The organism is Paenibacillus oceani, from assembly GCF_014705615.1.
GTDB classification, from domain to species: Bacteria; Bacillota; Bacilli; order Paenibacillales; family NBRC-103111; genus Paenibacillus_AB; species Paenibacillus_AB oceani.
In genome coordinates this window covers 1-12,009 of record NZ_JACXJA010000061.1, presented here as the reverse complement: position 1 = coordinate 12,009, position 12,009 = coordinate 1, and the positions used below count along the sequence as shown (strand labels likewise).

Here is a 12,009-nt window from a genome sequence, read left to right as displayed (position 1 = left end):
GTGAATGTGGAGTGACTTCTTACTCAGGTAATGTCTACTGAACCTTTATCACTGTAGGCACTCGGCCATGCTGTGGGTGATTGTCACCTTAGACGTAAATCGTCAAGAGTGTGGTGTGAGGCGGGGTTGAATGCCCTATTGCCAATGTGAGTTGGCTTATTTTCGTGAGCCAGTCGGAGCATGCAAATAAGCGAGCTTATATTGGCGCACCACATTTTGAGGAGGAGGAACTATGTCTTACCAGAAAAGATTGGTCTCATTAATTTTCATTGACTCCATCATCGTTATGACTTCCATTTATATGTGCAATTTTATTTTAATGCCGTCTCAAACCGTATTTACTCCCGAGCTGATGGTCAGCTCGATCTCGCTGCTCCTGTGTCACTTTATATTTGCTTATGTGTATAAATTATACAAGCGAGTATGGCAGTACAGCAGTGTCGGCGAGCTTCTAGCCATTATTAGAGCCATTACCGTATCGATAGCGGTGACGTCGATTTTGCAACTGCTGCTTTTTCAAGACGTGTACGTTCGTGTGATGGCCATAACATGGATGATGCACCTGATTCTGATCGGCGGAATCCGGTTTTCTTGGCGGATTATGCGTGACGGCGTTTTAACAAAGCCGGATATAAGTGGTAAGAAGCGGGCGTTAATAATCGGCTCAGGCGCCGCCGGCACGATGATCGCCAGACAACTGAAGCAAAATCCGGATGCAGAGCTTTACCCGGTTGCTTTTATCGACGACGATTGTACGAAACATAAGCTCGAAGTATTGGGTCTCCCTGTGATCGGCGGTCAGGAATCGATCGAACAAGCCGTTCGGTCGCTGGCGATAACGAATATCATTATTGCGATCCCTTCCTTAAATAAGAAGGCATTAAGCCAGATTGTCGAGAAGTGCAACAAAACAAAAGCGAAGGCGCAAATCGTACCGATGCTTGAGGATTTGATCAGCGGGAAAATAACGGTTAGCGACGTCCGGGATGTCCAGGTGGAAGACTTGCTCGGCCGGGAGCCGGTCGAACTGGATACATATTCGATCGCGCATTACGTAACCGGGAATACGATATTGGTTACAGGGGCCGGCGGATCGATCGGTTCCGAGGTATGCAGACAAGTTTCGCGTTTTGCTCCAAGACGGATGATTTTACTGGGTCATGGCGAGAACAGCATCTATTCCGTTGAAATGGAACTAAAGAGCCAGAATGCAAACAACGTCGAATACATTGCGGAAATTGCCGATATTCAGGATCGGGACAAAATGTTCAAAATTATGGAGAAGCACAGACCGAGCGTAGTGTTTCATGCGGCTGCTCATAAACATGTGCCTTTAATGGAACGAAATCCTGAGGAAGCGTTTAAAAATAACGTGCTCGGCACGAAAAACGTAGCTGAGGCGGCCAGCTATAGCGGTGTTAGAACGTTTGTCATGATCTCGACCGACAAAGCGGTCAACCCTACCAGTGTGATGGGTGCGACAAAACGGCTGGCGGAAATGATCATTCAAGACTTGGATCGAAGGAGTTCAACAAAATTTGTCGCTGTACGCTTCGGCAACGTGCTTGGCAGCAGGGGGAGCGTAATTCCACTATTTAAGGAACAAATTCTTCGAGGCGGGCCGGTTACGGTCACGCATCCGGAGATGGTCCGATTTTTTATGACCATACCCGAAGCTTCCAGGCTTGTCCTCCAGGCTGGTGCACTCGCGCAAGGAGGAGAAATTTTTGTTCTGGACATGGGCGAACCCGTAAAAATTACAGATTTGGCCCGTAATTTAATTCGGCTGTCCGGTTATACGGAGGAAGAAATCGGCATCGAATATACCGGGATGAGGCCGGGAGAGAAATTGTTCGAAGAACTGTTGAATGAAAATGAAGTGCATAACGACCACGTCTATCCAAAGATATATGTAGGCAAGGCGGCTATGACTCCCATTATCCTGATTGAAACTTTGATCGATCAATTTCAATCCTTCACATCCGTAGAATTACGTCAGGAGATTATGGATATTGTATACAACCGGAAAAGCCAGCCTAGTCAGCCTAAAAAGTTCGCCGCTGTTAATTAAGATTACCTAAATAACTATACATAAGGAGAGAACATCGATAATGAAAGTACGCAAGGCGATCATACCTGCTGCAGGATTGGGAACGAGATTTTTGCCAGCTACCAAAGCGATGCCAAAAGAAATGCTGCCAATCGTTGATAAACCGACCATTCAATATATTGTCGAAGAGGCTGTCGAATCAGGGATCGAAGACATTATCATTGTAACCGGCAAAGGGAAGAGGGCCATAGAGGACCACTTCGACAACTCGTTTGAGCTTGAGCAAAGCTTATTGGAGAAAGGAAAACTGGAGCTGTTAAATGAAGTCCAGAAGTCTTCCAAGATGGTCGACATTCATTATATCCGACAAAAGGAAGCTAAGGGGCTGGGGCACGCCGTATGGTGCGCTCGTAAGTTTATCGGAAACGAGCCGTTCGCTGTGCTGCTTGGCGACGATATCGTAGCGGCTGACAAACCGTGTCTCAAACAGATGATTGAACAATACGAGCGCTTTAAAGCGTCGGTCATTGGCGTGCAGCGGGTTCCTGAGAAAGAGGTGCCGCGTTACGGGATCATCGAGGCTAAAGAAATACATGAACGCTTTTTTAGCGTGAGCAACCTAGTTGAGAAACCGAAGATGGAACAGGCTCCTTCCAATCTGGCCATCATGGGACGTTATATTCTTAGCCCAAAAATATTGGATATTTTGGACCGGCAAGAGCCGGGGGCGGGAGGCGAAATCCAGCTTACGGATGCCATCGCCAAATTAAATCAAGAAGAAGCTGTGTATGCCTATGATTTTGAAGGTGTCAGGTATGATGTGGGCGAGAAGCTTGGGTTTATTCAAACTAACATCGAGTTTGCGCTGCAGCATAGCGAATTAAGACAAAGCCTTCTGGAATATATGGAGAAATTGGTAGAGAAGCATGTAGTGGCGTCGCGTTAAAAGAGTATATTAAACATACTGGAGTGAACTATGAGAGTCCTAATCGTAGGAAGCGGATATGTCGGATTAACTACAGGTAGTGCTTTGGCTTATCTCGGACATCAAGTCACCTTATTAGATATTAATGAAGAAAGAATTATGCGTCTTAAAGACGGGGAAATCCCGATCCACGAAAGAGGTTTGGCGGAAGTTATCGGGGAATCGAGGCAAAATATCGAATTTATTGCCAGATGGGAAGAGTTCGATTCGTCAGTCGATATCGTCATCGTAGCAGTGGGTACTCCTAATAAAGGCAATGGCGACGTGGATCTGACATACGTAGAAGTGGTCGCAAAGGCGATCGGTGAACGATTGACAGCGGACTCCGACCCTGTTGTCATTAACAAATCGACGGTGCCGATCGGTTCTGCAAGAAGGGTAAAGACTATAATCGAACAAGAGATGAAGAAGCGGGACATTCATAAACAGATTGATGTAGCCTCGAATCCCGAATTTCTCCGCGAGGGAGAGGCGTTATTTGATACGTTTTATCCGGACCGGATCGTGATCGGGGTCGAATCGGATAAAGCGAAAAACCGGCTGATCAATCTATACCAGCCGCTACTCGAGCAGACGTTTACTCCCCCGGTATCGGTCAGACGGCCGGAAGGATTAACGCTGCCGCATATGATTACAACAAGTCCGACGAGCGCCGAACTTATTAAGTATGCGGCGAATTCTTTTCTGGCGATGAAAATATCGTTTATTAATGAATTTGCCGGGCTTGCGGAGCTAGTGGGAGCGGACATTAACGAAGTTGCCAAAGGAATCGGTCAGGACAAACGTATCGGATCGAGATTTTTGAACGCGGGGATCGGCTGGGGCGGAAGCTGCTTCGGCAAAGACACCGCTGCAATTATGTATACGGCGAATCAATATAATTTTGAGATGCCGCTTGTGCAAGCCGCTATTAAAACGAATTACAAACAGCGCGAGAGTATCATTAGAAAACTCCAGTCCGAGCTGAAAGTGCTGAGAGGTTCGACGATCGGGATACTGGGACTGGCATTTAAACCGAATACCGATGATTTAAGAGATGCGCCATCCCTCGACATTATCCGCGGTTTGCTCGAACTTGGAGCGAATGTAAAGGTATACGACCCGATCGCGATGGCGAACTGCAAGCGGCTGTATCCGGATTTAATCATCAGCTATGCATCGTCGTCTGAGGAGTTGTTCGAAGATTGTCACGCAGTCGTGTTGATTACGGAATGGGAGGAGTTTTTGCATCTTCCATACTCCAGGATCGCAGAGCGGATGAGAACGAAGCTGATTGTGGACGGACGCAATGTGCTCGATAAAGAGGGAATTGTCCGAGCAGGAATTACATACAAAGGAATCGGCAGGGGCGAATGAGATGAGAATGCTAGTGACCGGCGGGGCGGGGTTTATCGGGAGCCATCTCGTGGACTCCTTGTTGGCTGAAGGGCATGAAGTGCTGGTAATCGACAATTTCGATCCTTTTTATGCACGAAGTTTAAAAGAACAAAACATATCGCAGCAACTGGAATCGAGCCGGTACCAACTGGTAGAGGCGGATATTAGAAACCGCGAAAAAGTGTTTGAAATTTTTGAATCGTACGCACCTGAATCCGTTATTCATTTGGCTGCCAAGGCAGGGGTAAGGCCGTCTCTCGAAGACCCTTTGCAATATGTAGAGGTTAACATTAACGGAACGATAAACGTATTGGACGCCTCCGTAAAGGTTAAGGCCGGGAAATTTGTTTTTGCCTCCTCCAGCTCGGTGTATGGACTGAATGAGAAAGTTCCCTTCTCGGAACAGGACCCGATTCTGAATCAGGCGTCTCCTTATGGAGCGACTAAGGCGGCCGGAGAGGCGCTATGCAGAAGTTACAGCAACTGTTACGGGCTTCCCATTGTGGCGCTTCGGTTTTTCACAGTTTACGGGCCACGGCAAAGACCGGATCTGGCGATTCATAAATTTGCTAAGAAGATGCTTCGCGATGAAGCGATCACTTTATACGGCGACGGATCGACCTCAAGAGACTACACCTATGTAGACGATACTGTGGCTGGAATCAAAGCGGCCATTCACTACAATGTGAAAGAGTATGAAGTATTCAATCTAGGCAACGATCGGCCGACTCGTCTGCTAGAACTGGTAAAGGCTTTGGAGGATGCGGTCGGAAAAGCTCCGTCTATCGAATGGCTGCCCGAGCAGGTCGGTGATGTGCCGCGAACTTGGGCCGATATCGACAAGGCCAAAGCAAGATTGCACTATGATCCGAAAAAAGATATTCGCAGCGGGCTCCGGGCGTTTGCGGATTGGATGATCACAAAAGAAATGACGGTCCAGCCGAATCGGTGAGAAACCTCAAGCTCCACATGATAGTGGATTGAGGTTTTTCTTTTTTTAGGTAGACCGTTCCCATTATTGGACGAAGAGAGGGTTTCTCGCGATGAAAGTCCCGTTTTCTCCACCGGATATTTCCGATGTCGAAATTAATGAAGTGATCGATACATTAAAATCTGGGTGGATCACAACCGGCCCGAAAACGAAGCTGCTGGAAAAGAAAATTGCCGAATATTGCGGGACGTCCATGGCGGTATGTCTGAATTCCGCAACAGCCGCGATGGAGCTGACCTTGAGATTATTGGGAATCGGCAAGGACGACGAAGTGATTACATCAGCATATACGTATTCCGCTTCCGCAAGCGTAATCGAGCATGTAGGAGCTAAGATCGTTCTGGTGGATACGGCTGAGAACTCGTTTGAAATGGATTACGGTCAGTTGGAAGCAGCGATAACTCCGCGGACGAAAGCGATCATCCCCGTAGATATTGCCGGCGTGATGTGCGATTACGATCAAATCCTTGCTATCGTGAACAGAAAGAGCAGCCTGTTTCAACCAGCCAATCCTTTGCAGCAAGCGTTCGGTAGAGTAGTTGTACTGGCTGATGCCGCTCATTCCTTCGGTGCTGTTTGTAAAGGAACGCGAAGCGGAGCCGCCTCGGATTTTACCAGTTTTTCGTTCCACGCCGTGAAAAATTTAACAACTGGAGAAGGCGGCGCCGTTACTTGGAGAGAGATTCCTGGCGTATCTAATGAAGAGATATACCGGCAGTTTATGCTGCTGTCCCTCCACGGTCAGTCGAAGGACGCGCTTGCTAAAACGAAGCTTGGCGCATGGGAGTATGACATCGTTTCGCCCGCTTATAAATGCAATATGACCGATATTATGGCGGCGATCGGGCTTGGTCAGATTCAAAGATACCCGGAGCTGTTGGAACGAAGAAAAGCGATCATTGGCCGGTACGATCGGCTGCTTGCCCGGGGCGAAGTTGAACCGTTAAAACATTTCGGAACGGACTTTGTATCGAGCGGTCATTTGTACCTGGTCCGGCTGACAGGCAAATCGGAAGCGTACCGCAACGGCATTATCGAGAAAATGGCTGAAAAAGGAATTGCAACAAACGTTCATTATAAACCGCTGCCTATGCACACGGCTTATAAGAACTTGGGATTTGATATTCAAGATTACCCGAACGCTTACAACATGTATCAAAATGAAATTTCATTGCCGCTGCACACGCTGCTGTCGGATGAACAGATCGAATATATAGCGGAAAACTTGTTGTCCGTTATGAGTTGGAGTGAGGCCGGTGCCCCAGTTGCTTTATGAGCAATCCCAAGCTGAAGAGTTCCTTGTTCTCGAGCGAATCGACGAAATTTTAAAGAAGCGGAGACTTCAGCTCGTACTCAAAAGAATGTTTGACGTTTTCTTTTCGGTAGCAGGCTTGCTCCTGACGCTGCCTGTATTGCTGGTCATTTCTTTCCTTATAAAAACGACATCGAAAGGACCTGTATTTTTCAAGCAGATCCGAGTGGGGCAAAACGGCAAATATTTTAAAATCTATAAATTTCGTACGATGGTCGTCGACGCCGAGAAAAAAGGCATGCAAATCACCGTAGGAAAAGACAGACGCATTACGAAGTGCGGGCACTTTCTAAGAAAGACGAAGCTGGATGAGCTGCCTCAGTTAATCAATGTGCTGATCGGAGAGATGAGCTTCGTAGGACCGCGGCCCGAGGTGCCCAAGTATGTGGAGCTGTATACCCGTAACCAGCGTGGAATCTTGAAGGTTAGACCCGGGATTACGGACTATGCCTCGATCGAATATTTCGACGAGAACAAGCTGCTTGGAGAGAGCGATAATCCGGAAGAGACTTATGTGAAGGTGATTATGGTTAACAAGCTGCTGCTAAACCTGAAATATTTGAAGCGGGTTTCGATTCTCGAGGATATTACATTAATTTTTCGGACATTGAAGAAGATAGTAGTCAGATAAGCCTATGATGAAGCAAGCGAAGGGACTAAGTAACGGAGAGGTAATTCGATGTTAAAAATCGGTATTATAGGTCATTTTGCTAAAGGATTAAATGCAGCAGACGGACAAACGATTAAAACAAGAATGTTAGAAGACGAATTAAACCTAGTGCTCGAAAACAAAGCGATATCTGTCGATACGCACAACTGGAAGAATAATCCATTTAAACTATTGTTTCATTGTGTTCGGTTATTGCAAACCTGCAATCATATAGTCGTTCTGCCGGACACCAATGGAATCAGAGTGTTAGTCCCGCTGATGATTGCTCTCAACTCCTTATTTCGAAGAAAAATTCATTATGTGGTCATCGGCGGATGGCTTCCGGATTTCTTAAAGGACCATAGCTCATACAGAGCGGTTGTTAAAAAAATAAACAGCATTCACGTTGAAAGCCATACGATGATCAATAAATTAATGGACCTAGGGTTTCGGCAAGCCCATTATATGCCCAACTTCAAACGATTAAAACCGCTCTCCGAAGAAGAACTAACGCTTAATCAGCAAATGCCCTACAAGTTATGTACTTTTTCCAGGGTGTTAAAGGAAAAAGGGATCGAGACGGCCATTGAAGCGGTCACCCAAATTAACGAAAAACATGGAAAAACGGTTTACACGTTGGATATCTATGGTTTGATCGATCCGGAATATAAGGACCGGTTTAGCCATGTAATGAGTACGGCGAAGGAATACGTTTCTTATAAAGGTATTGTCGGTTACGACCAATCTGTAGAGACTCTGAAAGAATACTTCATGCTATTATTTCCGACTTATTATTCCAGCGAGGGATTTGCTGGCACTTTGCTCGATGCATTCGCATCGGGATTGCCGGTGCTTGCTTCGGATTGGAAATACAACAGAGAGATCGTTACGGATGGAATCAACGGATTTATTTACAATCTGGAAAATGAGAGCTTGCAAGATAAGCTTGAGGATATTCTTGGTGATCCCGATGCGATCAATAACTTAAAGAGGAACTGTCTGGAGGAGTACGATAAGTATAATCCGGACTATGTGATACGTCAGTTCTTGTCTGTAATAGAAGGAAACTTGAAGGAACCTAAAGTCATTCACGTATCAGGTTGAACAAATCAAGAATCCTGATAAATAAACATATCTTGCGGATGGTGAGCTTATTCATGAATGATGTTTTGGACCTTTCAATTGTAGTAATAACTATGAACAGAAGAGATCAATTACTTGATGCTCTTCAAAGTTGTATGGAAAGCAAGCTGCCTAAAAAAACGGAATTTATTATTATAGACAATCATTCGACGGACGGTACCGGTGAGGCCATCCGAGATTTCTTCAAAGGTAAGGAGGCCACATACACTTACAAGTTTATGCAAGAAAACCGTGGTGTAGGGGGCGGACGAAACGAAGGGTTTAATACGGCGAAAGGTAAATATGTGTATTTTTTAGATGATGACGCTGTAATCTCTGACGAAAGTAAAGGTTCGTTTTTTGTAGACAGTATAGCTATTTTTAAAAAAAATAGCAGCGTAGCAACAATTACTACAAGAGTATGGGATGAAATGCTTGGCTATGATAGGCCAGTCATCGCTTCAAGAGTTAATAAAGTATCAGGTTATGACACTATTAGTATGTTCCTTGGTACTTCAAATTTTATTCGAACATCCGCATTCCCTAAACCACTTTACCCAGACTTCAAGTACGCATTTGAAGAAATAATACCTTCCTATCTAACTATAGATAAAGGAATGTGCAATGTGTACTTTCCAGAAGTTGCAATCGAGCATCGACCTAAAGTGAATAAATGGAGAAAAGGGAGCGATATCGCTAAAGATATAATTTGTAGAGAAAATGCCGGGTTACTGGCCTCGAAGTATTTATTATATCCATCGTTATTTAAGCCCCTTATTTATGCTGCTTTTATGGCAAGATGGTTTGTTCATTTAAGAAAGCATAAAGGAGCTTTACAAGCAAGCCTAAAAATATTTAAGGATCAAACTACAGGCATTCAAATCCAAAAGATAAAATACAAAACGGTTTTTAAAATATTTAGAGAGTTTGGCTTCGGGGCAGGTGTATAAGCCATTGCAAAAGAGTGTATTATTTATTATTCATCGCTTGAGCTACGGCGGGGCGGAAAAAAACTTAACATTTGTTGCGAATGAGTTATCCCGAAGGGGATTTAAAGTACAGGTGTTTACCTATGAGGATGCTGTACAGCACTATCCACTAGATGAGGATGTTGTACATCTGGTAGAAAAGAATATATCTACAACAAGAGGTATAAGAAGATTTGTTCAAATTTTTCAGATTAAAAAAGTAATTAAAGAACATAAGCCTGACGTAGTTGTTTCATTTTTAAATTTCCCTAATCTGCTCAGCATTCTGGCAACTATGTTTACATCGACTCCTGTTATTATTTCTGAGCGGGCAGATCCTTATCAAACAAATGGGATTTTCGATACAGTACGGCAATATATGTACCGGTATGCTGACGGAGCTGTGTTTCAAACGGATGGAGCCAGAGATTATTTTACAAAAAGGTTGGCAAATAAAAGTTGTGTAATTCCAAATCCAGTTATTCAAAAGGTTAAGCACGAGCCTGTTACCGAACGAAACAACGAAATTGCTTTTGTTGCCCGGTTTGAATTGGTGCAAAAAAGACAGGATTTGATGTTGTTGGCATTCCGTAAAGTTGCAGATAAGTATCCGGATATAAAGCTTGTATTTTACGGGGACGGGCCGGATGAAACATACGTCCGAGAGTTGACAGAGCGGTTAAATCTTACGGATCATGTTCGATTCGAAGGTGTTGTCGAGAATGTGGCTGCAAGAATAAGAAATGCAAGAATGTTTGTACTTACTTCCGACTATGAAGGCATACCTAATGCGTTAATTGAAGCTATGTCCATAGGTTTGCCGGTTGTGGCAACCGACTGTAGCCCAGGAGGTGCGAGAATGTTAATTGAAGATAAAGTAAATGGTTGTCTCGTTCCGAAGGGGGATGTGGACGCGATCTCCAACTCCATTATTTATTACATTGAAAATGGGCAGATTGCTGAGGAATATGGTCGAAAAGCGACAGAGGTAGTGGACAGATTTACTCCAAAAAAAATCATGAGTAAATGGGAAGAATATATAAATAAACATATCGGTGGTAAGTATGCTGGCTAGAATGGAGTTCGGAACCAAAAAAAGAAACATTGGATTGTTAGTCGCATGCATCTATATACTTCTTTCTTATATAGGTAAACAAGGGATTATTGATGAACGATTGCACAGTTTAAGTTTGTATTTACTGATCGTGATGTGTACAATGTCATTTGTATTTCTGGGACGTTTTAAACTTGTTAATTACCATGCTTGGTATATAACGTTTATTACTTTATCGATCATTTCGTGTTTGTATGCACTTGATATTAATACTGCATTTGGGAGTGTATACAATTTAATTGTTGTACTTGGGCTCACATTGGCTCTAACATGGGTCATTAATGGGGAGGAAGATATTGGAAAAATTTTAGTCTGTTTTTCTTTGTCTGGTTTTGGATTATTTACTCTATTATTAGCCACAAATCAGCTATTTACGACTGATCGTTTAGGAGAAAGCCTATTCGGAAATGCTAACTACTTTGCGTTAATAGTAATGGTTTCACTCATGAGTTCTACTTGGCTTTTGCTATACAACCCAGGTGTTAAAAAGCTTTTATTTGCCTTATGCGTAGCATCTGAATTTTATTTGCTTTTTCTTTCAGGTGGTAGAAAGTATATATTAGTTTCGGCACTTTTCCTTTACATATTGCTAATTCTAAAGAAAAATAAAAAAGGAAAAATGGAGGTAGTAAAATACACATTAGTTTTTATCTTTATCGGTATAATCGGTTATTGGGCGATGTTTAATATACCTCAGCTTTATAATACTGTTGGTTATCGCATGGAAGGTGTCTTCAATATATTTTCTGGAGAAGAAAAAGTCAAGCTTCCTGAAGATCAAATAAGACAAAATATGATTATATATGGACTTGATTTTTTTGCTCAGAGACCTGTATTCGGATTTGGCATTGATAACTATAAGCTGATGTATGGAAACATATCTGGAAATGTGGTGTATGCTCATAACAACTTTATTGAGCTTATGGTTACTCATGGTTTATTAGGACTTGTATTATACTACTCCTATTATATTTTTTTAATTTACAAGTTATTGATGGATAGAGAGGATGCTACAAAGCTAAGAGATTTTTTCCTGGCTTTTTTGATCTGTCTATTTCCTCTTGAGCTTGGTATTGTTTCGTATAACATGCATTTTATACAGTTACTTATATCGTTAGGGAGTATATATTTGTACATGAAAGCTTTAAAAAAGAAAACGGGAACATTATTGTTTAAAGTTTAATACATGGTGAATGTCGGGACCAGTTACTCAATTGTTTGCTCGAATCACAAGCGGTAAGTGGAATACCCACACAATTTGGAGGTTTACGAAAATAGCAGCCTAAGAAGAGTAACTGTTTGTTGGTGGAGCCACAAGCCACGGCAATTGCTCAGAGGATATTATTTACTATTATAGCCTCTCGGAATTAGACAGGAATTGAAGGAAGATGGTGGAAGAAGCACGAGGTTGGGAGCTGGAAGTCATGGAAAATGAAAACCA

General features: G+C 43.4%; 10 protein-coding genes. All 10 read left to right on the top strand.

Features of this window, described 5'->3' with window-relative positions:
- Positions 1–232 precede the first annotated feature (232 nt).
- The 10 genes from IDH45_RS31495 to IDH45_RS31450 all read left to right on the top strand — a co-directional run bounded on the left by IDH45_RS31495 (position 233) and on the right by IDH45_RS31450 (position 11,751).
- A complete protein-coding gene (locus tag IDH45_RS31495) occupies positions 233–2,071 on the top strand; it encodes a polysaccharide biosynthesis protein (protein ID WP_190932123.1) in 1,839 nt (612 codons plus the stop codon).
- Positions 2,072–2,111: 40 nt separating this feature from the next.
- A complete protein-coding gene (gene galU, locus IDH45_RS31490; RefSeq protein WP_223837193.1) occupies positions 2,112–2,996 on the top strand; it encodes a UTP--glucose-1-phosphate uridylyltransferase GalU in 885 nt (294 codons plus the stop codon).
- Positions 2,997–3,026: 30 nt separating this feature from the next.
- Positions 3,027–4,391: a UDP-glucose dehydrogenase family protein gene (locus IDH45_RS31485; RefSeq protein ID WP_190932122.1), complete on the top strand. Its 1,365-nt coding sequence runs from the start codon at positions 3,027–3,029 to the stop codon at positions 4,389–4,391.
- A 1-nt stretch (position 4,392) separates the two neighbouring features.
- Positions 4,393–5,364, top strand: coding sequence for an SDR family NAD(P)-dependent oxidoreductase (locus IDH45_RS31480; RefSeq protein ID WP_190932121.1), 972 nt, complete (start codon positions 4,393–4,395; stop codon positions 5,362–5,364).
- Positions 5,365–5,455: 91 nt separating this feature from the next.
- Positions 5,456–6,679, top strand: coding sequence for a DegT/DnrJ/EryC1/StrS family aminotransferase (locus tag IDH45_RS31475; RefSeq protein WP_190932120.1), 1,224 nt, complete (start codon positions 5,456–5,458; stop codon positions 6,677–6,679).
- On the top strand, positions 6,660–7,346 hold the full coding sequence (locus IDH45_RS31470) for a sugar transferase (protein WP_317891316.1): 687 nt from the start codon (positions 6,660–6,662) through the stop codon (positions 7,344–7,346). The genes IDH45_RS31475 and IDH45_RS31470 overlap by 20 nt, the downstream gene beginning before the upstream one ends.
- A 48-nt stretch (positions 7,347–7,394) precedes the next feature.
- Positions 7,395–8,468: a glycosyltransferase family 4 protein gene (locus IDH45_RS31465; RefSeq protein WP_190932119.1), complete on the top strand. Its 1,074-nt coding sequence runs from the start codon at positions 7,395–7,397 to the stop codon at positions 8,466–8,468.
- A 53-nt stretch (positions 8,469–8,521) separates the two neighbouring features.
- On the top strand, positions 8,522–9,436 hold the full coding sequence (locus IDH45_RS31460) for a glycosyltransferase family 2 protein (RefSeq protein WP_190932118.1): 915 nt from the start codon (positions 8,522–8,524) through the stop codon (positions 9,434–9,436).
- Between the two features lie 4 nt (positions 9,437–9,440).
- Complete coding sequence (locus IDH45_RS31455) at positions 9,441–10,529, top strand: glycosyltransferase (protein ID WP_190932117.1); 1,089 nt, start codon at positions 9,441–9,443, stop codon at positions 10,527–10,529.
- Positions 10,519–11,751 (top strand): O-antigen ligase family protein, encoded by a 1,233-nt coding sequence (locus IDH45_RS31450; protein ID WP_190932116.1) that lies wholly within the window; start codon positions 10,519–10,521, stop codon positions 11,749–11,751. Before IDH45_RS31455 ends, IDH45_RS31450 begins: the two co-directional genes overlap by 11 nt.
- Positions 11,752–12,009: the final 258 nt, after the last annotated feature.

What these genes read in the sequence shown, in the direction of transcription:
- IDH45_RS31495 (WP_190932123.1), top strand. Translation starts at nt 233, where the DNA reads ATGTCTTACCAGAAAAGATTGGTCTCATTAATTTTCATTGACTCCATC.
- IDH45_RS31485 (WP_190932122.1), top strand. Translation starts at nt 3,027, where the DNA reads ATGAGAGTCCTAATCGTAGGAAGCGGATATGTCGGATTAACTACAGGT.
- IDH45_RS31460 (WP_190932118.1), top strand. Translation starts at nt 8,522, where the DNA reads ATGAATGATGTTTTGGACCTTTCAATTGTAGTAATAACTATGAACAGA.
- IDH45_RS31475 (WP_190932120.1), top strand. Translation starts at nt 5,456, where the DNA reads ATGAAAGTCCCGTTTTCTCCACCGGATATTTCCGATGTCGAAATTAAT.
- IDH45_RS31465 (WP_190932119.1), top strand. Translation starts at nt 7,395, where the DNA reads ATGTTAAAAATCGGTATTATAGGTCATTTTGCTAAAGGATTAAATGCA.
- IDH45_RS31450 (WP_190932116.1), top strand. Translation starts at nt 10,519, where the DNA reads ATGCTGGCTAGAATGGAGTTCGGAACCAAAAAAAGAAACATTGGATTG.
- IDH45_RS31480 (WP_190932121.1), top strand. Translation starts at nt 4,393, where the DNA reads ATGAGAATGCTAGTGACCGGCGGGGCGGGGTTTATCGGGAGCCATCTC.
- galU (WP_223837193.1), top strand. Translation starts at nt 2,112, where the DNA reads ATGAAAGTACGCAAGGCGATCATACCTGCTGCAGGATTGGGAACGAGA.